Genomic DNA, 21,592 nt, shown 5'->3' on the forward strand with positions numbered 1-21,592 from the left:
ACGGGAGTGCCGGTTCGACCCCGGCCGCCGGTATACTAAAGACTGTTAAATCATTGATTTAACAGTCTTTTTTGTTTATTATTTTCTCGAATACATAAAAAACACCATCTCAAAAAAATGAGATGGAAAGTTAAGTGAGAGAGTGATAAGTATAGTGCGAATAAATACAAGGGTTACAGAAGAATGTGGGGGTTCTGCATCATCGTCATTAAATGTTCCTGCAGTGGGAATATGAATTTCTGTCATATTATATTCAATAACTTGAACTGTGATGATTGCAACAGTTCCAATGATTGCTAACATAGTAGTCATACTTTCACTCCTCTCTTAATTTTAAATAAAAGTACTTAACTGATTGACTAGAGACTAAAAAGATACATCAACATGAACGTTGAGCTTTAGCACTATACAACGTAAAGATCACTCTTAGCTATTTTGAGAAAAGCCTTCTCCTCGACCAGTCTTGTTCTACTCATTGGTATCTCTCGACATTTCTGAGCAATAGCCTATGTTTGTATAGGAGCCTCACCTAACTTATTACAAAGAAATAATAGTCTTTTAAGTAACTCTTTGTCAAGACATAAGCAGAAGTCAAAACAGTTCTATTTACAAATGAATGCGACGAACCATTTCTTCTGTTATTTGTTCTACAATATCAATGGTTGTTTTTGGCGAACGTTGATTTCTGGGGATATCGATTGAGTAAATTTTGGCAATACGACCAGGATTTGCATCCATTAATACAACCCGATCAGAAAGTTGAACTGCTTGTTGAACATCATGCGTGATCATCACAATTGATTTAGTCGCAATTTGATTGTTTAGCCAAATTTCTAATAAATCGTTAGATAATTGGCTGGCTGTAATGATATCTAAAGCTGAAAAAGGTTCGTCTAAGAGCAATAAGCTAGGTTCGATGGCTAAAGCACGAGCAAAGCCTACACGCTGTTTCATTCCACCAGATAACTCTCTGGGATAAGCTTTTTCAAAACCAGTTAAACCAATCATTTCAATGAGATTACTGACTCTTTTATTTATTTGTTCGCGAGAAATTTCTTTACGGTTTTCTAAGCCAAAGCTGATATTTTTTTCAACTGTCAACCAAGGAAAAAGGGCAAAATGTTGAAAAACCATGCCGATATTGGCATCAGGCTCATTAATGATTTTATCTTCAAAAGTAATTTCACCTCTAGTTGTACGAAGAAGTCCAGCAATACTTCTGAGCAACGTTGATTTTCCTGTTCCTGATTGTCCGATAATACTTAAAAATTCATTCGTTTTAACTGTTAAATCAATATTTTCAAGGACTTTTAAATGTTCTGAATGTCCTTCAATTTCAAATTCTTTATATACTGATTTTATGCTTAATAATTCTTTATTTTCCATCGTCTTATTAGATAGGTCAAGGGAAATCACCTATCGTTCTCCTCTCTAGTTTATCTTAAAAATTTAGTCGAGTTGAGTCGTCCAGCTATTAATAGTGAAATTTTTGTTTTGCTGCTCGATATAAAGGTTGCCAAACAAAGGCGATACATAAACCAACAACGAAACACATCGCTAAGGTTCCTAAGGCAGATTTATCTTTTACGCCATCGTTTGCCGCAATATATTGTCCTAGGCCAGTAACATCTATTGATTTTTTGCCCCATTGAATGCTTTCTGCTGCGATATCAGCGTTCCAAGCAGCACCAGCAGCGTTAATAATTGCTGTAATGAGGTAAGGTAAAATAGAAGGGATCAAAAATTTTGTCCACCATTGCCATTTAGATAATTTAAAAAGTTTGGTTACGTCACGAATATCATCAGGGATGGCTAAGTAGCCAGCAATTACATTAAAGAAAAAATACCATTGGCAACCAACCATGATGAGTGGTAAAATCCACCATTCTAATTTGTTGAAGCCCATACTAATAATCAACACAATGAATGGAGTATAAACATTTGACGGAATGGAGCCTAAAATTTGTCCAATCGGTTGAACGATACTTAAGCGCCGATTATCATTCGCAACCCAGATTGCTAAGGGAGTAAAGATAATGCCAGCAACGACCATAGCCAAGGTAACCCGTAGCGTAGTATAAAGGGTTAATCTAGGAATCATGCTGAAATCTTGATGGGGCAAAAAATGATAGAGCTTAATAGAACAATAAACCCCAATAATGGTTAAGCTGACATACCATAATGTTTTGAAGAAATGGCGTAATTTTGCTAGTAATCGATAGAGATAGTCTAGCTTGAAAAAGTACCAAACTTTTGGTAAATCGTAAATCCAAAAATGACTGAATTTCACAAAAGCTTTTGAAAAGTATTTCGTTAAAGTTGCTTTTTTTAATAAATGATAAATGATGGATTTAGGTGGCGTCGTACTTTCGACATCTGTTTCATATTTAAAATAATAAGTGGCTCGAACTAAAGGTTGAAAAACTAAAAAGTTTAAAATCACCACATTGATTAATAAGGCAAAAACAGCCCATAAACAGGATTTAAAGTCGGCTCGATTTAATGCTACTTGGATATAAGAACCAATTCCTGGTAAATAAAGGTTGGTTTCTTTAGGAAAGGCAACAGAAGCTTGCTCGCTGGCCACCAAGGCAAACCAAGCCGCAGTTTGAGAAATAATAACGTTCCAAAGTAAGCCAGGAATTGAGTAAACAAATTCAAGCCGCCAAAATTTTTCCCAAGCATTGTACTTGAACTGATCGGTCACATTGACTAGATCTGAAGGAATAACTTCCATTATTTGATAAAGAGTCAACATGATGTTCCAAGCTTGACCTGTGAAGATGGCAAAAATAGCAACCGCTTCTGCGCCCATCACATTTCCTGGAAATAAACCAAGTAACCAAGCAGTTGTAAAGGTCAAAAAACCTAGCAATGGAACAGATTCAAGGAAATTAACTAATGGTAAAATGACTCTTCGTGCCGTTTTATATTTTACGGCTAAAATACCAAAAACAAAGGAAAACAGGAAGGACCAAGCCATCCCCACAATCATTCGAAACATGGTTCGAATTGAAAAGTAAAAAAGATTTGATGGAGATAAGAAATCATCTGTTTTACTTGGTGTTGCGAGGAATTCTTCTGAGGGAAGGGTGTGGAGAGGGCGATTCATTTTTAGCCAAGAGAAGACGATGATAAAAATGAAAATGCCTAAAATGATGAGCAAGGTAAGATTCCCGATACTTTTAGTAAGTAGGGTATTTTTCTTAGATGATGCAGTGACAGCTTTCAATTTAAAAACCTCCAATTAATCATATTAAAGAGGTCGCCGAATAAAAGAAGATTATAGGGTAATCACAATAATTGAGCTTTGGCTTTCTGAGACGTAAGAAAAAAATTCTAGTTATCTTAGGAAAGCCTTAATTCGACAATCCCTGCTTTACTCGTTACTGTCTCTCGACATTTCCGAGCGATAACCTGTGTTCTTCAGAGTAACCTCACCTAATATGATTCTATTTGATTTACATGCTTATCATACTCGTGACTAAAAATAAAACAATTTCTAGCTGGTTATACCTGAATTACTGTTTGTTGTTATTCTATTCAATGATTCTTAAAAAGATTGCCCACATTCTGTTTTTTTAGGGAGAAATTATCAGATGAGTATGTTATATAACCCGAGGTTAATAGCGTAGGATGTTGTATTTTTAGTTTGTCTCGTTTACTGTTAAAGATGTAAGTAGTAACTATACGTGAATGGCTAAAATTTTGGGAGGTAGTGTATTGAAAACAAAAGTGATAGTAATTAGCGGTGTGACAGCAAGTGGAAAAACGACACTCATTAATGCTTTATCTGATACTGTTGAAAATGCTTATGTACTTTCATTCGATGATTATAGTATTGATGCTTTGCCATCGGCACCATCCCATGCTTTTTTATTAAAAAATTTCAACGTTGCAGTCAATTTATTCGATATTACCCAGTTAATGAAAGACTTTTTTTCTGTGAATGCTCAAGGCAAATTTAATTATATTTTTATAGACTTTCCATTTGGCTATTTACACGATGATTTGAAGCCTTTTATTGATATTGTGATCTACCTGAAAACGCCATTAGATGTTTGTTTTGCTCGCCAAGTGATTAGAGATTATTCTTATTCTCAAGGAGAAAGTATTATTAAGTGGGCCCATAACTATTTAAATAATGTTAGACCGCTATTTATAGAACATGAAAAAAATGTATCAGTAAGTTCAGACTATCTTTTAGATGGCACACATAGCGTAGATGAACAAATACAAAAGCTAAAAAAATTAAAAGTAATCTAGCACCTAAATTAAACAACAAAGAAATTTGTTCAGAAGAAAGGAAATTATGATGATTATTTGGTTAAACGGTGCGTTTGGAGCCGGAAAAACGACCATTGCACATGAGTTACAACAAAAACTTCCCAATGCAATCATTTATGATCCAGAAATTATTGGTAGTGCATTGATGGAGTTAGTTCCCGAAGAAATGAAAGAAAATGATTTTCAAGAGTATCAGGAATGGCGTTGCTGGAATGCTCATTTATTAAAACGAATGTCCAAAGAGTCTGGACGGCCGATTATTGTTCCAATGACCCTTTATAAAAAAGAATATGAAGAAGAGCTGATTGGTTATTTGAGACGAGCTGGCATTGACGTTTATCATTTTTTGTTAGCGGTCGAGAAAGAAGAAATTTTACAGAGATTATTGAAAAGAAATGATGGAACTTTTGAATGGGGGAAAAATAAGTTGCCCGAAGTACTTGAAGGTTTTCGTCAGATTAAGTTTACCGAGATTTTTAGAAATCATTCAGCTGACACGACAGAAATTGTAGCATCCATTCTTAATAGAATAACCGAATAAAAATAAAATAAGGGACCTAAGCCGAAATGACTTAGGTCCCTTATTTTCTACTTCTTAAGATAATCAACTACCAGCTACCCTGATTTCTTCAAACTTTAAGATCGCACATTTACGACAATCTATTTTTACACTGTCAAAATTTTCTTTCAAGTCTTGCATTTTGTTATTTTTAGCAGTATATTTTAGGTGTACCTAAAATATATTAGAGGTTAACCTTCTAACGGGAAGGGCCTTTTAAAATTATTGCAAAACGAAAGAAGGAATTGAATTGAAAAATTCAGAAGAACATGAACCAAAGCAAAGACATCATTTGATTGAATATGCAAATGGTCCTTCGCTTGAAGAAATTAATGGCACCATCGACGTGCCTAAAAATATGAGTTTTTGGAAAACGTTATTTGCTTACTCAGGTCCAGGAGCATTGGTAGCAGTGGGGTATATGGATCCAGGAAACTGGTCTACTTCAATTACTGGGGGACAAAATTTTCAATATTTATTGATGTCGATTATTTTAATTTCCAGTTTGATTGCAATGTTGCTCCAATATATGGCTGCTAAATTAGGCATTGTTTCACAGATGGATTTAGCACAAGCGATTCGTGCTAGAACTAGTAAGACGTTAGGTATTGTATTATGGATTTTAACAGAGTTAGCAATTATGGCTACAGATATCGCTGAAGTTATCGGGGGCGCAATTGCCTTATATTTATTATTTCATATTCCTTTAGGTCTGGCTGTCTTCATTACGGTATTTGATGTTTTACTTTTGTTGTTATTGACAAAAATTGGTTTTAGAAAAATTGAAGCTATTGTTGTTGCTTTAATTGTTGTTATTTTTGTGATTTTTGCTTATCAAGTGGCATTGTCAAATCCAGTATGGGGAGATGTAATTAAAGGGCTGGTTCCTAGCGCAGAAGCTTTTTCTACATCACATGCGGTGAATGGGCAAACGCCATTGACAGGTGCATTGGGGATTATTGGTGCAACAGTGATGCCTCATAATTTGTATTTACATTCTTCTGTTGTGCAAAGTCGTAAAATTGATCGTAAAGATAAAACCGATATTCAACGCGCTTTACGCTTTTCAACTTGGGATTCTAATATTCAATTAACGATGGCATTTTTTGTTAACTCTTTATTATTGATTATGGGTGTGGCCGTTTTTAAATCCGGCAGTGTCAAAGATCCTTCATTCTTTGGTTTGTTTGATGCTTTATCAAATCCAGCGGTTATGAGTAATTCTATTTTAGCGCATATTGCAGGTTCTGGAATTTTATCAATTTTATTTGCGGTAGCCTTATTGGCATCAGGACAAAATTCAACAATTACAGGAACGTTAACTGGTCAAATCATTATGGAAGGGTTTATTCATATGCGCGTACCAATTTGGTTACGTCGGATGGTCACACGTTTGTTATCTGTTATTCCTGTCTTAATCTGTGTTTTAATGACCAGCGGAAAAAGTACAGTGGAGGAGCATATTGCGATTAATAATTTAATGAACAATTCACAAGTTTTTCTAGCATTTGCTTTGCCATTTTCGATGTTGCCTTTACTGATGTTTACAGATAGCCGTGTTGAAATGGGTGAACATTTTAAAAACTCGTGGTTAATTAAATTGTTAGGCTGGGTTTCTGTCATTGGCTTAATTTACCTCAATATGAAAGGCTTACCTGATCAAATTGAAGGATTTTTCGGTGATAATCCGACAGCGAGTCAAATTACGTTAGCCGATAATATTGCCTATGTCATCATAGCACTCGTCATCCTCTTGTTAGTTTGGACGGTTGTGGAATTATATAAAGGCGATAAACGATATGCACAGCAGCTTGCAGCTATGGAGCAACAAGTAGAGGAGGTTAAATAATGAAATTTTCAAAAATTATGGTTGGTGTTGAAGAGTCGCCAGATGCGTTAAAAGCATTTCATTATGCTATCCAAAAAGCAAAAGAAGAACAAGCTGAATTGGTTATTGTTTCGATTTTAGAAGAGAAAGAGATTAATGTTTACCAATCGTTAGATAAAAATTATTGGCAAGAACAGTTGGCGAAATTAGAGAAACAAACGGAAAAATATCAACAAGAAGCGTTAGCGAATGGCATCGATAAAGTAAGTGTAATTGTCAATGAAGGGAACCCAGGAGAATTAATTATTAATAAGCTTATTCCTTTGAATAAACCAGATTTGTTAATTATTGGCTCCAAGTCAACTAGCAAATTAAAAAGCTTTTTTGGTAGCCAAGCAGCTTATATGGCTCGATATGCCCCAATTTCTGTAATGATTATTCGCTAACAAAATTGAAACAGTTAAAAAAGCCGCCACGATTTACTATTCGTGGTGGCCTTTTTATAGTAATTTTTGTTTATATAAATAAACAGCCAAACTTAGTTGTAGCGAACTATCAGGAAATTCTAAAGTTAAGTGAAGAATCTCTTCTATTTTTTTTAAGCGATAAATAATTGTATTACGGTGTACATACATATTTGTGGCAGTCAACGAAATATTTTTATTCGACTGAAAGTAGGTATTGATGGTTTCTAGTAGGGAACTTTCATGTTTTTGATCTTCTTTTTCTAATGGTTCAATCAATCGTTGATATATTTTTTGTTTGGCTTGTTTGGTCAGGGTTTCGATCATTAAACGATAAAAAAAGAGGTCGTCATAATTCAAAATAGTTCGTTGTTGTAATTCTTGACTTGCTTGTGCTAAGTGGAATGTTTCTTGTGCTAATTTATAAGAATCACACAGATTGGTGATTTTCTTGACAGTTGGACCAATCGCTAATTTAAATGATAATTTTGGATTCAGTTTCATTAGTTGCTCTAGTAAATTCTTGGCAAGATGAGTGGTTTGTGCAAGGTAGGTGGCTTCCTCTTGCGCTGGATTTTCTAGTAATAAAATAAAGCCAGTTTGTGTAGGAAAGGCAGTGATTTTTTGTCGATATCCTTCTAAAATATGATTCAATTGATGGCCAATGCTATTCATTTGAATAGTCGGATTAAACAGTTGTTCCAATTGTTCAATGGCTACAAGCAAGAGACTAAATGTATCTTTTTCATTTAATTGCAGATAATTACTAAATTCTTGCCAAGCTTGAGGATTGGTATTTTTTTCTTGGATAAGGTCTTGAAACAGCGCCCCGATCTTTTGCCTCGTTGTTAAATTTTCCGAAGATTCTAATTGAAGTTGTGGTAAAAGGTAGTGAGCACAGACCTCCACAGATAATAAATCAATCGTCTGTAATTTTTTGGTAGTTTGCCAAATCACTAAGTAAGATAAGCTGAGATTTTTCTTTTTGATGGGTAAAATTCGCAAAGATAACTGATGGTTCGCTAAGGAAAATTCAACAGTCAATGGTTCTTTATAAAATAATAGGAGCTCATTGTTCTGGGCTTTTAAAGCTGTCTCAAACTGTTTTTTGAGAGTCGCGTTATTTAAAATACTGGTGATTCTTGTTGGCGCATCAGGTAAATCAAAATGATTCATAATCTGAAAACGCTCGTCTAAAAGCATTACAGGCGCTTGAATCGCGGCACTTAATACTTCCAGTAATTGGGTACTTTTTCCGCCAGCTTTGATAATTGTATAAAATTTATTATGCATATGAACAGAATGTTGGCTAATCGTTTCGTCAGGTTGATTGACTCGGCGATTGACCAATGAAATAATTTGAGAAAAGTTGTAATTATAAGGGATTGAGAGAATTGGTAATCCGACGTCATTCGCTAATTGGATCATCTCTTGTGGAACTTCATTGAAATAACGTTGGACTTTAAAGCCTAGAGCAGCGCAGTTCATATTTGCTAGTTCTTGAATAAGACGTTTTTGCAAGCAAGGCTGATCTTTGAAAATATAGCCGGTAGTTAATAAAATTTCTCCTGGCGTTAACCAGTCAAAAGCATCAGGATTTTCTAAAATATTAGCTTGTAGAATTGGCGCATCTAAATTGGTCTCGTGCGTCAATAAGGTTAAACCAGGTAGTTCTTCTGCATGGAGTAGATCATTGACCGTCATCATTAGCAAGGCCTCCTTTTGTATGAATTATCTAAAAATTAAGTGTATTTATTGTAAGATGTTACAAAACTATTTTAGGGAAAATAAGGTATCCTTATACTAATAGAAAAAAGTTCCAAGTCATCACGTGATTGGTAGTCACAAGTGACCAAATAAGAACAATCAGCGCTTACAACCTATAGAAACGCATCGTTTAAAGATATAGCAATAGTATACTTAATTTTTAATGCTTTTACTATTGTTTCAGCTACTTTAAATTTCTCAAGTATTTCTATAATCTGTAAGTTTTTTGAGACTCTTATCAGATATGCTTCTTTTTCTATATTTTATCAGAAAATTCTGGTAACTTTGAAGGTTATAGTTTGTAAAATGGAGGGATCGGTATGAAGAAATTAAAAATGTTAGGATGCGTCGGTTTGCTTTTAGCTTTAACGGCTTGTCAGGCGGGAACGGGAAACTCGGCTGATAGTAACAAAGCAGCGGAACAAAAAATTGCAATTAGTTCTGAAGCGGCTATTTCGACAATGGAACCACACACAGCGGGGGATACGACCTCGACTTTAGTCATGAATCAAGTTTATGAAGGACTCTATGTTTTAGGTAAAGAAGATGAATTAGAGTTGGGGGTCGCTGCCGAAGAACCAGCGATTTCTGAAGATGAAACCGTTTATACATTTAAGATTAGAGAAGATGCCAAATGGTCGAATGATGATCCAGTAACAGCAAACGACTTTGTTTATGCATGGCAACAAGTTGCTTCCCCTAAATCAGGATCGATTCATCAAGCTTTATTTTTTGATGTCATTAAAAATGCTAAGGAAATTGCTTTAGAAGGCGCAGATGTGAATACTCTTGGGGTTAAGTCGCTAGATGATAAAACGTTAGAAATAACTTTAGAACGGCCCACCCCTTATTTGAAATCTTTGCTTTCGTTTCCTGTTTTGTTTCCGCAAAATGAAAAATATATCAAAGAACAAGGGGATAAATATGCCACTGATGCAGAACATTTGATTTATAATGGTCCTTTTAAATTGAAAGAATGGGATAATGCCTCTTCCGATGACTGGACCTACGAAAAAAATGATACGTATTGGGATGCTGAAAAAGTTAAATTAACAGAAGCGAAAGTTTCAGTAATTAAGAGCCCAACGACAGCGGTGAATTTGTTTGACTCGAATGAATTGGATGTAGTGAATAAGCTAAGTGGTGAATTTATTCCTGGTTATGTTGATAATCCAGCCTTTCTTTCAATTCCTCAATTCGTCACATACTTTTTAAAAATGAACAGCGTTCGTGATGGAAAAGAAAATCCGGCTTTAGCGAACAACAATATTCGTAAAGCGTTGGCACAAGCTTTTGATAAAAAAAGTTTTGTAAAAGAAGTCTTGCAAGATCAATCAACGGCTACAGATCAAGTAATTCCGCCGGGACAAACGATTGCGCCAGATGGAACAGATTTCACAAAACTAGCTGCTAAGAAAAATAACTACTTAACCTACGATACAGCGAAAGCAAAAGAATTCTGGGAAAAAGGGAAAAAAGAAATTGGGCTGGATAAAATCAAATTAGAATTTTTAACAGATGATACAGACAGCGCCAAAAAAGCTGCTGAGTTTTTCCAATTTCAATTGGAAGAAAATCTAGACGGATTAGAAGTGAATGTTACTCAAGTTCCTTTTACTATTCGTGTTGATCGTGATCAAACGAGAGACTATGATTTAGAATTATCTGGTTGGGGAACCGATTATCGTGATCCATTAACAGTTATGCGCATCTTTACTTCGGATAGTACCTTGGGCGGCGTAACGTTCAAGAGTGATACGTATGATCAATTAATCCAAGAGACTAGAACAACACATGCGGCTGATCAAGAGGCTCGTTTAAATGACTTTGCTCAAGCACAAGATATTTTGGTGAATCAGGAAACGGTTTTAGCACCAATCTACAATCGAAGCATTTCTGTATTAGCTAATCAAAAAATCAAGGATCTGTATTGGCATTCATTTGGACCTACGTACAGTTTAAAATGGGCTTATGTTAACTAATTGAATGAAGGTAGGAAGGGGTTTGTCATGCTTTTAAAAAACTGTAAATTAGAAACAGGATTTTCTACTGTGAATCAGCGAATTGTTGCGACAGAGACAGCTAGCTATGATATTCGAATTGAAAACGAGATCTGTACTGCGGTCGCACCGCAGTTAAGGCCTTTAGAGAACGAAACAGTTATCGATGTGAATCAGCAACTCGTTTTACCTGCTCTAAGAGAAATGCATATTCATATTGATAAAACGTATTTTGGGGGACCTTGGAAGGCCTGTCGTCCACTAACGAAAGGAATTTTAACACGTATTGAAGAAGAAACTTGGCTGTTACCTGAACAATTACCAACTAGTTTAGAACGTGCTTGCCAAGTTATTGAGCAGTATATTCAACAAGGCCATTATCATATTCGCAGTCATTGTAATGTAGATCCATCTATTGGAACGAAACATATTGAAATTACTAAAGAAGCATTTAGTCGATATGAACAATACATTACTCATGAAATTGTGGCTTTTCCTCAACACGGATTACTCCGCTCACAAGTCGAACCTTTGATGCGCGAAGCCTTACGCATGGGGGCAACTCATGTCGGCGGCGTTGATCCAGCCCTTGTGGATCGTCATGTGGATCATTCAATCGCAAAAATATTTGAATTAGCTACCACATTTAATAAAAAAATTGATGTTCATTTACACGCCCGTGATACTTTGGGACTTTATGAATTTAATAAATTTGTTGATTATACAGAACAAGCAAAGATGTTTGGCAAAGTTACTTTAAGTCATGCTTTAGCCTTAGGGAGCTTAGAAGAAGCATCAAGTAGAGACATTGCGCAAAAATTCATCGAAACAGGGATTGATTTGACTTCGACTGTACCGATTGGAATGCCCACCATGCCGATTCCAACCTTGGTTGAACAAGGTGTTAAGATTTCCGTTGCTCATGACAGTTTGACGGATCATTGGTCGCCTTTTGGCAGTGGCAATACAATAGAAAAATTAAATACAGCCGCTCAAAGATTTAAAATTAGCGATGAGTATCGCTTGAATCGTTTATGGGGCTTAGCGAGTAATTTTGTAACGCCTCTTGATCCTAACGGGCAGCGAGTTTGGCCTAACGTCGGCGATTCTGCAGATTTCCTACTATTTAATGCTGAGAGCACTGCTCACGTGATTGCACGCCAACAGCCAATCCAACAACTGATACTAAAAGGACAACTGGTTGAAGCCGTTCAAAAGGGGGAAAGAGAATGACAGCATCCATTGTTTATTTGAATAATGTTCGTTTAGAAACTGGTTTTGCTAAAGACCACCACGAATTAACGTATACTAAAACCGCACGCTATACTTTAGCGATTCAAGAAGGGAAAATCCAAGCGATTATTCCGCAAAATCAAGTCACTGAAAAGCAACAAGGCACTGATTTAAAAGGACAACTAGCTATTCCCACTTTTCAAGAGAGCCATAATCACTTAGATAAAACATACCTTTCATTAGGCTGGCGTGCTAGCCAACCTGTTAAGAATTTAAAAGAGCGTTTAGCAGACGAAGCCAGTGAACTTAAATTGTTAGCGCCGTCAACAGAACAACGAGCGACGGCCATGATTGAAAAATTGATTGGTTATGGAGCCTCTTATATTCGGACACATGTCAACATTGATCCTTATGTAGAACTAGAAAACTTCTGGGGCGTCAAAAGAGCCTTAGAAAAATATGCGCATGTGATTGATTATGATATTGTTGTCTTTCCACAGCATGGATTATTAAAAAATCCCCAAACGGTTTTACTCATGAAAGAAGCCCTAAAAAATGGTGGAACAATGGTTGGCGGTTTAGATCCTGCAGGCATTGATTATGCAATTGAAGAATCTTTAGAAACTATTTTCGATCTGGCAGAAGAATTTCAAGTAGGAATCGATATCCACTTGCATGATACGGGGGAAGTGGGCGTTTATACAATTGATAAATTTTTAGACATTTTAGAAGAACGAAAATTTACTCAGCGAACCGCTATCAGTCACGCCTTTGCGCTGCTAGATGTACGACCAGCAGAAAAAGAAAAACTATACCAACGCTTGGCAACGCATCAAACGGCGATTATGTCTACAATTCCCTATGATCCTCGTTATTTATTGCCACCAATTGATGTGTTACGCCAAGCTGGTGTATCGGTTCATTTAGGTAGTGATGGCTTTTTTGACTCTTGGAGTTCTAATGTTTCAGGTGATTTATTTGAAAAATTACGTAATTTTTGTGAAATGACAGGAAAGATTACAGAAGAGCAACTTACTCAAGCTTACGTCCATGGCTGCGGCAAAGAAGCACCTTTTTCATTTGAAGAAGAACGTCTTTGGTTTACAGAAGGCGACGAAGCAAACTTTATCTTTACAGAAGCAGCTTCTACAGCAGAAGTGATTGCTAGAAAACCGCAGAAACGCAAGATTATGTTGAAAGGACAATGGGTTTAACTTGCTTTAAAATTAGGTAGAAATAGAATGTTAAAAAGCCAAACAGAGGAAACAGGGTTCAGCTCTGAGCAACGCATAGTGTCAGTCCAGCGGTTACTCGTCACAGTTTAATCCTTATAAAGTGCTTCTGCTCACAACGTGGATCAGCGTTTCAAGTTTGTTTGACTCACTTTAACATAGCACTTTTGCGTATCTTCCTTTATAATAAGACAAAATGAAGGAGATGAACCAAGCATGACTGAACAAACGAGAGAAAACAAAAAAGCAGCCTACGAATTGTGCTTACAACAATTGAGCGGTTTGTTAGAAATAGAAACGGATGCTATTGCAAATTTAGCAAACTCGTCCGCGTTACTTGCACAAACATTACCAGATACCGTTTTTGCTGGGTATTATTTATATAAAGATGAAGAATTAGTTTTGGGGCCTTTTCAAGGGAAAGTCTCTTGTACCAGAATTAAAATGGGCAAAGGTGTTTGTGGTGAGTCCGCGGAAAAACAAGCTACATTGATTGTTGATAACGTGAAGACACACGCCAATTATATTTCTTGTGACTCAGCTGCGATGTCTGAAATCGTTGTACCAATGGTAAAAAATCATCAATTGGTCGGTGTTTTAGATATTGATAGTGGTGTAACAAATAGCTATGATGCGGTTGACCAACTGTATTTGGAAAAATTTGTTACCTTGTTACTAGAAAAATCAGATTTTTAAGCAGACTATTTTTGCTTTCTGACAAATCATGAGAAAATAAAGTATAAAATTTGATCATGAAAGAAGGTGAGTCATTTGTTAGAGCTGTATATAAATTTTAAAGGTGAAGCAAAAGAAGCAATTGCGTTCTATGAAGATGTTTTTGATACAAAATGTCAAAATTTAATGACTTTTGGCGAAGCACCTGAGGATCCTGAGCATCCTATAAACGACGAGATAAAGGATTTAGTGATGAACGCAAGTATCATTATTGAAGGAACCTATGTAATGATTTCAGATGTTCCTGATATGTTTGGTTTTGAAGTTACGGAAGGAAATAACCTTTCGCTCGTGGTTAGCACAGATGATGATGAAAAAATTGATCGCTTATTTAAACGATTATCTGAAGGTGGCACTGTTACAATGCCATTATCTGAAACTTTTTGGTCCAAAAAGTATGGTTCCCTAAAAGATCAGTTTGGCATCCATTGGATGTTTAATTATTATGAAGAAGATTAAAAAAAGCCCCAATCCGTTATTTTCATTGGATTGGGGCTTTTTTATTCATGAAAGAATTGCTTCTTAGCGATTTGATACTGCCGTTGCTTTTCTGTCCAAAATTGCTGATCTTTTTCATCAATTTTGCGAATGACTTTTGCTGGATTACCCCCAACAATCGTGTTGGCAGGAACGTCTTTTGTAACCACAGCACCAGCAGCAACAATAGCATTTTTTCCAATTGTAACGCCAGGTAAAATGGTGGCACTTCCGCCAATCCACACGTTATCTTCAACAATAATTGGCGTCCCGAATTCTAATTCTGCAGTTCGAATCGTTGGATCAATTGGATGGCCGGCAGTATAAAAACTAGCACGAGGGCCAACCATGACATTATCACCGAAGATGATTTTGTTTACATCTAAAAAAATGCAATCCATATTTGCATAAAAATTTTCTCCTACCTCAATATGGCGACCGTAATCTACATGGAGGGGTGGGGTGATATATAACTCATTGCCAGTTTTTCCTAATAATTCTTTTTCTAGGGCCACAATTTCTTTCACATTATCGATAGGAAGTTGATTGATTTTTTGAGCTAACACCTTGCCTTTTGTTGATTTATTTTCGGGTAAAATGGTGGGGGCGTAATATAATTCACCTTTTAACATTTGCATATAATCAAAGTCATTTTGTTTCATGTAAGCGCTCCTTTAGGCTTTTTCTCTATTGTATCAAATCAATACAATAAGTCGAGGAATATGTAAAATAAAAAAGGACAGATAGCAAAATAGCCTTGCTTATCTATCCTTTACCTAAGGTTATCCAATTTTTTTAACTCTCCCGCCAATTTTATCTGCTAATTTTTGTGCTTCTTTTTCAGAGTGGTAAACTAAACAACCTGATTTATCTCGCGTACGTTTACCATCTGCAGTTAAATAGCCATGAAAAAATTTGATTGCATACATAGACATCACCGCCTTTCTAATTGAAAATAGTGTAAATGGAGCGATTAAAAATGTCAAATAATAGAAGTGCTCTTAACCATTCTTATCTTTTTTAGTTCGAAGATAAGCTTGGTTAAGAGCATCTTTTCACTTAATAAATTAGTTTGAAACGGGTCGTTGAGTGAAATTCCTGTTCAGGTGAGAGGGTGATAGAACCGAACAACGGAAATCTTTCAGCACCAGGACAGACTTGGGTTTCAAATGTGAGCGCTCCGTGATTGACTAATTTTTGCCCTTGAATATCGGGACCGTTATCAGCAAAATTTGCTGAAAAAATAACAACTGAAGGTTGATCAGTGAACATCTCTAAGGTGATATCTTTAGTAGGACTTTTTAAGATAACATCTGGGTTAATTAAATCATGATTGGTTAAGATGAAAGGGTGATCGAAGCCGTTCATCTTTTGGATTTGTTCATCGTTACTTGAAAAAACCTCAGCTAATTTTTTAGGTTTTTGTAAATCAAAAGCTGTCTGGTCGACGGAAGCTAATTCTCCAAGCGGTAAAACTCTTTCATCAAGCGGGACAAACTTTTGGGCATTTATTTGTAACTCATGCGCATCAATGGGAATTGCAGGATTTCCAGTTAAATTAAAGTAGACATGATTGGTTGGATTAAAAAGTGTTTGTTCATCTGTAGTTGCCTGATACTCAATTTGCCATTCATTTTCTTCAGTCAATGTATACGTGACTGAAACAGTGAGATTTCCAGGAAAACCATTTTCACCAGCAGGACTCTCTAGCCAAAATTTCACAGAAGGATTCGCTTGTGCCTCTTGGATTTCGCTGTGCCATTTTTTACTTTCAAACCCAGGTGTGCCGCCGTGAAGTGTTGTTTGAGTAGGAGTATTAATCATCGTTTGATACGTTTTACCCGCTAGTTTAAAGAAGCCATCGGCAATTCGACCAGCTGTTCGACCAATTGTTGCACCAAAATATAAGTCTTTAGACAAATATTCATCTGCTGAGGGAAAGCCTAGCACGAGTGATCGGGATTCATTTTTTGTAAGAGGAACGTCGAGCGCAACAATTCGCGCACCAAAATCTGTTGCTTTTAAAGTCACACCATTTTTATTCGTCAGTGTGTAAAGAAGCATTCCTTGTCCAAATGATTCAGTTGAAATAGTCAAAATAATCAATCCTTCCTTCAAGTAAATATTTAGTAAATTTAATTTTGTTTTTTAGATTATTTAAATAGTCAAAAAGAAACGCTAAGAAAATAAATCTTTATTTAATTGTATTGTACACGTTTTCAATCAAAATGACAATTAAGAAAATATTAAGTAAACATTTGCAAAAATTTAGTAAATATTATACAATTTGTTTACTAATGAAAGGAGCGATTAGTGATGGAAGAACTGTTAATGAATCGATTTGTAGAAATATTTGGTGAGAAAGGGACAGCCTGTTATTTTGCCCCTGGAAGAATTAATTTGATTGGTGAACATACAGATTACAATGGCGGTCATGTTTTCCCAGCGGCTATTACGTTAGGGACATTTGGTGTGGCAAGAAAAAGAGACGACCAAAAAATTCGGATGTTTTCTGATAATTTTAAAGAGGTTGGTCTCATCGAATTTTCATTAGAAGATTTAACCTATTCAGATTCAGATGATTGGGCAAATTATCCTAAAGGCGTTTTAAATTACTTGATTGAAAGCGGACACAATATTGATTCTGGCTTAGATGTGCTCTTCTACGGTACGATTCCTAATGGTGCTGGCTTGTCTTCTTCTGCTTCTATTGAACTTTTAATGGGAACGATCTGTAATGATTTATATGCTTTACACTGTCCAATGCTTGAATTGGTGCAAATCGGTAAAAAAGTGGAGAATGAATTTATTGGAGTTAATTCGGGAATTATGGACCAATTTGCCGTAGGAATGGGAGAAAAAGATCAAGCTATTCTACTAGATACCAATAATATGCACTATGAAATGGTTCCCGCCAAATTAGGTGAGTATACGATTGTCATTATGAATACTAACAAACGCCGTGAATTAGCAGATTCAAAATATAATGAACGCCGTGCAGAATGCGAAGAAGCCGTTCGTTTGCTTCAAAAAGAGTTATCTATTGAATTTTTAGGTGAATTAGACAGCGAGACATTTGAACAATATCAAGCATTGATTGGAGATCCAACGTTGATTAAACGAGCGCGTCATGCCGTCACAGAAAATGAACGAACTTTATTGGCAAAACAAGCGCTAACTGAAGGGGATTTGGAAGAATTTGGCTTATTATTAAATGCCTCACATCGTTCGCTAAAAGAAGATTACGAAGTAACTGGCATTGAGTTGGATACCTTAGTGGCTTGTGCGCAAGAACAACCAGGCGTTTTGGGCGCACGGATGACTGGTGCAGGGTTTGGCGGTTGTAGTATTGCTTTGGTACCAAAGCAAAATATAGATGCATTTATTGAAGCTGTTGGCCAGAGTTATCAAGATAAAATTGGCTATGCTGCTGATTTTTATCCTGCATCAATTGATGATGGTGCCAGAAAGTTATTTTAGAAAGGAAGGCTTTAAATGTCTATTTTAGTATTAGGTGGCGCAGGCTACATCGGCTCACATGCCGTCGATCAATTAATTTCAAAAGGCTATGCCGTTGTTGTTGTTGATAATTTATTAACGGGACATCGTTCAGCAGTTCATGAACAAGCGACTTTCTATGAAGGCGATATTCGTGATAAAGCTTTTTTACGTAGCGTCTTTGAAAAAGAATCAATTGAAGGGGTGTTGCACTTTGCGGCCAATTCTTTAGTAGGAGAATCCGTGGAGAAACCGTTAATGTATTTCAATAACAATGTTCACGGCACTCAAATTGCCTTGGAAGTCATGCAAGAATTCGGAGTGAAACATATTGTTTTTTCTTCCACAGCGGCCACTTATGGCGAACCAAAAGCAATGCCTATTACAGAAGAAACCCCAACGAATCCTAAAAATCCGTATGGGGAAAGTAAATTAATGATGGAAAAAATCATGAAATGGTGCGACAACGCTTATGGAATGAAATATGTTGCTTTGCGTTATTTTAATGTTGCAGGAGCAAAAAAAGATGCCTCAATTGGTGAGGATCACACGCCAGAAACGCATATTGTGCCAATTATTTTACAAGTGGCATTAGGCCAACGAGCAGAGCTAAGTATTTTTGGGGATGATTATGATACACCAGATGGCACGTGCATTCGAGATTATGTTTACATTGAAGACTTGATTGCAGCACATATTTTGGCTTTAGAATATTTGAAAAATGGCGGCGAAAGTGACGTCTTTAACTTGGGAAGCAACAACGGCTATTCTGTTAAAGAAATGTTAGATGCTGCTCGCGAAGTGACAGGCCAAGAAATTCCTGCAACAATCGCGCCACGCCGAGCAGGGGATCCTAGTACGTTAATTGCTTCTAGTGAAAAAGCCAAACGAGTTTTAGGCTGGCAACCAGAAGTAACTGAGGTCAAGGATATTATCGCCACCGCTTGGCAATGGCATGTGAAACATCCTCAAGGCTATAATGAATAGGAGAACATCAGATGATGAAAGAAAGTAGTAAATGGATTGCTGCATTTGTAGAGATAATCATAGAAAATGGCGATTGGACGGAAACAGACCGCTATTATTTGACGAATCGGATTGCCAAACTAGTTGGCTGTGATTTTTTTGAACAACCAGAAGCGGTTGCTTGTGAGCAAGAACCGTTGCGTGTGGTGGAACATCTTTTAAACATTGCACAAGCCAATCACCAAATCGATGACTCAATTACGGAAGCAGAACAACTAGAAGCGGAGTTAATGGATTTTATTACGCCGACCCCAACCATCATTAATCGGAAGTTTATGGATTATTATCAAGAGTCTCCACGAAAAGCAACGGATTATTTTTATCAGTTATGTAAAACGAATAACTACATTAAAACGAAAGCAATCGCCAAAAATATTATTTTCCCAATGGACTCACCCTATGGTAAACTAGAAATTACCATTAACTTATCGAAGCCAGAAAAGGATGCTCGAAAAATTTTGGCTGAAAAGAAAATGAGTCAAAAAAAATATCCAGCGTGTATGTTATGTATGGAGAATGAAGGCTATTATGGCCGTGTGAATTATCCAGCACGGACAAACCATCGGATTATCCGACTAAATTTAGAGGACGAAGCTTGGGGCTTTCAATATTCGCCATATGCTTACTATAATGAGCATGCGATTTTCTTGGACCAACAACATCGAGAAATGAAAATCGAGAAAAAAACGTTCCAGCGGCTCCTTAAAATTACGGAGTTATTCCCTGAATATTTTGTGGGCTCTAATGCAGATTTGCCAATTGTTGGTGGTTCTATTTTATCTCATGATCATTACCAAGCAGGACGTCATACATTTCCAATGGATTTAGCACCAATGGAAACAAGATTTTCTTTGAAAAAATATCCTGAGATAACTGCTGGTATTTTAAAATGGCCGATGTCTGTGATTCGTCTTCAAAGTGATCGTCAAGAGGAACTAGTTGAGGCGGCCGAATTAATTTTGACCAAATGGCGCAATTATTCTGATGAACGAGTCTCAGTTCGGGCCTATTCAGAAGATGGCACACCGCATCATACGATTACGCCAATTGCTCGACGCAAAGGGTCATTATTTGAATTGGATTTAGTTTTACGAGATAATAATGTTTCGGAGGAATTTCCAGATGGCATTTTTCATCCACATCCAGAAGTACAACATATTAAGCAAGAAAATATTGGCTTAATTGAAGTAATGGGACTAGCTATTTTGCCACCAAGGCTGGCGCGAGAATTAAGAGAAGTCGAAAAGTATTTATTAAAGCAACCCAATCAAATTGCTGAAAGTCATCGAGGTTGGGCGGATGAACTCAGTCAGCAAACCATCACTGAAGCCAATGTCAAAGAAGTGATCCAACAAGGAATTGGGACAATTTTTGTTCAAATTTTAACAGATGCCGGTGTCTTTAAACGTGACGAAGAAGGCCGTCGTGCTTTTGAACGATTTATTCAATGTATTGAAAATGATTAATTTGAGGTGAGGAACATCGTAACCATTAAAGATATAGCAGAGCAAGTCGGTGTTTCTTCAGCGACAGTTTCGAGAGTTTTGAACTATGATGAAACATTATCAGTTAGTGATGAAACGAAGAAGAAAATATTTGAAACAGCAGAAACGTTAAATTATAAAAAGCGAGCCAGAAAAAAACAAGCAGGCAAAAAGAAAATTCGGTTTGTCCAATGGTTCAGCGATCCAGAAGAACTGGATGATATTTACTATTTATCGATTCGTTTAGGTGTTGAAAAGCGGGCAGAGGAATTGGGTTTTCTTTTAGTCAAAGAATCTCTGACAAACCTGTCTCAAAAAAGATTTGATGGGACAATTGCCCTAGGAAAATTTGATGAAAAGCAAGTGGCGGCCTTAGCCGCCTTAGGCGCACCTCTTCTATTTGTAGACTTTGATGCAATGGCTTTTGGCCAAAACTCCATTGTTGTTGATTTTGCTGGAAGTGTTAAAACAATTGTGCAAGAATTTTTGGCGCAAGGGCATCAGAAAATTGGTATGCTTTCTGGGCAAGAATATACGAAAGAGTCCCACGTGGCATTGGTTGATCCACGTTTTGTCGCTTTTAAAGAAACCTTAAAAGATCTGGACCTTTATCATCAAGAATGGGTTGTCGAAGCAGCTTTTTCTGTTGAAGAAGGCTATCAAGCGATGAAAGACTTTATTGAAGAAGCGGACACTCGTCCAACCGCTTTTTTCGCTGCAAGTGATACGTTGGCAATTGGTGCGATGCGGGCGTTACAAGAAGCAGCCATTCGTGTGCCAGAAGATATTTCTATCATTGGTTTTAATGATATTAGTGTCGCAAAATATGTTTCACCCACATTAACAACAGTCAAAGTTCATACTGAATGGATGGGTGAGCTAGCCGTTGAGACAATGAAAGAGTTATGCTTGAATACCCCACCAGTTCCTAGAAAAATTATTGTCGGAACGGAATTCATTCAGCGAGATTCAACGAAACATTCATCAAAATAACAGCAAAAC

Annotated in this window: 20 protein-coding genes, 1 tRNA gene and 2 riboswitches (1 of these 23 only partly in view); of the genes, 14 read left to right on the forward strand and 7 right to left on the reverse strand. The window is 36.6% G+C overall.

Translation table 11 applies throughout. The features are described 5' to 3' along the window. Positions 1 to 33 (forward strand) — tRNA-Leu (locus IGI80_RS09685) (it extends 51 nt beyond the left edge of the window). A gap of 45 nt (positions 34 to 78) precedes the next feature. Here IGI80_RS09685 and IGI80_RS09690 read toward each other — a convergent pair. The 3 genes from IGI80_RS09690 to IGI80_RS09700 all read right to left on the reverse strand — a co-directional run bounded on the left by IGI80_RS09690 (position 79) and on the right by IGI80_RS09700 (position 3,247). Beyond that, positions 79 to 312, reverse strand: coding sequence for a hypothetical protein (locus IGI80_RS09690; protein ID WP_010777507.1), 234 nt, complete (start codon positions 310 to 312; stop codon positions 79 to 81). Positions 313 to 376: 64 nt separating this feature from the next. Next, positions 377 to 544, reverse strand: a riboswitch (M-box (ykoK) riboswitch). A gap of 62 nt (positions 545 to 606) precedes the next feature. Beyond that, positions 607 to 1,386 carry an ABC transporter ATP-binding protein gene (locus IGI80_RS09695; RefSeq protein ID WP_002360638.1) on the reverse strand — a complete coding sequence of 260 codons (780 nt, stop codon included), beginning with the start codon at positions 1,384 to 1,386 and terminating at the stop codon, positions 607 to 609. A gap of 88 nt (positions 1,387 to 1,474) precedes the next feature. After that, on the reverse strand, positions 1,475 to 3,247 hold the full coding sequence (locus IGI80_RS09700) for an ABC transporter permease subunit (RefSeq protein WP_438723333.1): 1,773 nt from the start codon (positions 3,245 to 3,247) through the stop codon (positions 1,475 to 1,477). 41 nt (positions 3,248 to 3,288) lie between these two features. Then, a riboswitch (M-box (ykoK) riboswitch) is annotated at positions 3,289 to 3,456 on the reverse strand. A gap of 240 nt (positions 3,457 to 3,696) precedes the next feature. On the opposite strand from IGI80_RS09700, the gene IGI80_RS09705 reads away from it, so the two are divergent. From IGI80_RS09705 to IGI80_RS09720, 4 genes are all read left to right on the forward strand, one after another. Beyond that, positions 3,697 to 4,266 (forward strand): hypothetical protein, encoded by a 570-nt coding sequence (locus IGI80_RS09705; RefSeq protein ID WP_016616423.1) that lies wholly within the window; start codon positions 3,697 to 3,699, stop codon positions 4,264 to 4,266. 46 nt (positions 4,267 to 4,312) lie between these two features. Next, positions 4,313 to 4,828: an AAA family ATPase gene (locus tag IGI80_RS09710; RefSeq protein ID WP_016616422.1), complete on the forward strand. Its 516-nt coding sequence runs from the start codon at positions 4,313 to 4,315 to the stop codon at positions 4,826 to 4,828. A 268-nt stretch (positions 4,829 to 5,096) separates the two neighbouring features. Next, on the forward strand, positions 5,097 to 6,695 hold the full coding sequence (locus IGI80_RS09715; RefSeq protein ID WP_002382010.1) for an Nramp family divalent metal transporter: 1,599 nt from the start codon (positions 5,097 to 5,099) through the stop codon (positions 6,693 to 6,695). After that, positions 6,695 to 7,120, forward strand: a complete 426-nt coding sequence (locus IGI80_RS09720) for a universal stress protein (protein ID WP_002358161.1) — start codon at positions 6,695 to 6,697, stop codon at positions 7,118 to 7,120. Before IGI80_RS09715 ends, IGI80_RS09720 begins: the two co-directional genes overlap by 1 nt. A gap of 54 nt (positions 7,121 to 7,174) precedes the next feature. Here the strand turns inward: IGI80_RS09720 and IGI80_RS09725 are convergent, their stop codons facing one another. After that, positions 7,175 to 8,845 (reverse strand): PucR family transcriptional regulator, encoded by a 1,671-nt coding sequence (locus IGI80_RS09725; RefSeq protein WP_002358159.1) that lies wholly within the window; start codon positions 8,843 to 8,845, stop codon positions 7,175 to 7,177. Between the two features lie 380 nt (positions 8,846 to 9,225). On the opposite strand from IGI80_RS09725, the gene IGI80_RS09730 reads away from it, so the two are divergent. The 5 genes from IGI80_RS09730 (at position 9,226) to IGI80_RS09750 (ending at position 14,564) form a co-directional block, all read left to right on the forward strand. Continuing rightward, entirely contained in the window at positions 9,226 to 10,887 is a 1,662-nt protein-coding gene (locus IGI80_RS09730) for a peptide ABC transporter substrate-binding protein (protein WP_438723335.1), read from the forward strand. Beyond that, positions 10,888 to 12,138: an amidohydrolase family protein gene (locus tag IGI80_RS09735; protein ID WP_438723336.1), complete on the forward strand. Its 1,251-nt coding sequence runs from the start codon at positions 10,888 to 10,890 to the stop codon at positions 12,136 to 12,138. After that, positions 12,135 to 13,352, forward strand: a complete 1,218-nt coding sequence (locus IGI80_RS09740) for an amidohydrolase (RefSeq protein ID WP_202563148.1) — start codon at positions 12,135 to 12,137, stop codon at positions 13,350 to 13,352. Before IGI80_RS09735 ends, IGI80_RS09740 begins: the two co-directional genes overlap by 4 nt. Positions 13,353 to 13,586: 234 nt before the next feature. After that, complete coding sequence (locus IGI80_RS09745; RefSeq protein WP_002360627.1) at positions 13,587 to 14,066, forward strand: GAF domain-containing protein; 480 nt, start codon at positions 13,587 to 13,589, stop codon at positions 14,064 to 14,066. 66 nt (positions 14,067 to 14,132) lie between these two features. Then, positions 14,133 to 14,564 (forward strand): VOC family protein, encoded by a 432-nt coding sequence (locus tag IGI80_RS09750; RefSeq protein WP_002382065.1) that lies wholly within the window; start codon positions 14,133 to 14,135, stop codon positions 14,562 to 14,564. Between the two features lie 41 nt (positions 14,565 to 14,605). On the opposite strand, the gene IGI80_RS09755 is transcribed toward IGI80_RS09750, so the two are convergent. From IGI80_RS09755 to galM, 3 genes are all read right to left on the reverse strand, one after another. Continuing rightward, on the reverse strand, positions 14,606 to 15,244 hold the full coding sequence (locus IGI80_RS09755) for a sugar O-acetyltransferase (protein WP_174114088.1): 639 nt from the start codon (positions 15,242 to 15,244) through the stop codon (positions 14,606 to 14,608). A 120-nt stretch (positions 15,245 to 15,364) separates the two neighbouring features. After that, positions 15,365 to 15,511 (reverse strand): hypothetical protein, encoded by a 147-nt coding sequence (locus tag IGI80_RS09760; protein WP_002384758.1) that lies wholly within the window; start codon positions 15,509 to 15,511, stop codon positions 15,365 to 15,367. A gap of 130 nt (positions 15,512 to 15,641) precedes the next feature. Then, positions 15,642 to 16,700, reverse strand: a complete 1,059-nt coding sequence (galM, locus tag IGI80_RS09765; RefSeq protein ID WP_308726316.1) for a galactose-1-epimerase — start codon at positions 16,698 to 16,700, stop codon at positions 15,642 to 15,644. Positions 16,701 to 16,898: 198 nt separating this feature from the next. Here galM and IGI80_RS09770 point away from each other — a divergent pair, with 198 nt between their 5' ends. The 4 genes from IGI80_RS09770 to IGI80_RS09785 are packed head-to-tail and all read left to right on the forward strand — an operon-like array spanning position 16,899 to position 21,583. Continuing rightward, complete coding sequence (locus IGI80_RS09770; protein WP_002382071.1) at positions 16,899 to 18,062, forward strand: galactokinase; 1,164 nt, start codon at positions 16,899 to 16,901, stop codon at positions 18,060 to 18,062. A 15-nt stretch (positions 18,063 to 18,077) separates the two neighbouring features. Further along, positions 18,078 to 19,067: a UDP-glucose 4-epimerase GalE gene (galE, locus tag IGI80_RS09775; protein ID WP_002361578.1), complete on the forward strand. Its 990-nt coding sequence runs from the start codon at positions 18,078 to 18,080 to the stop codon at positions 19,065 to 19,067. 14 nt (positions 19,068 to 19,081) lie between these two features. Further along, positions 19,082 to 20,572: a UDP-glucose--hexose-1-phosphate uridylyltransferase gene (galT, locus tag IGI80_RS09780; protein WP_438723447.1), complete on the forward strand. Its 1,491-nt coding sequence runs from the start codon at positions 19,082 to 19,084 to the stop codon at positions 20,570 to 20,572. Positions 20,573 to 20,578: 6 nt separating this feature from the next. After that, positions 20,579 to 21,583: a LacI family DNA-binding transcriptional regulator gene (locus tag IGI80_RS09785; protein WP_002358146.1), complete on the forward strand. Its 1,005-nt coding sequence runs from the start codon at positions 20,579 to 20,581 to the stop codon at positions 21,581 to 21,583. Positions 21,584 to 21,592: the final 9 nt, after the last annotated feature.

Source organism: Enterococcus sp. DIV1420a (assembly GCF_051712165.1).
GTDB classification, from domain to species: domain Bacteria; phylum Bacillota; class Bacilli; order Lactobacillales; family Enterococcaceae; genus Enterococcus; species Enterococcus faecalis.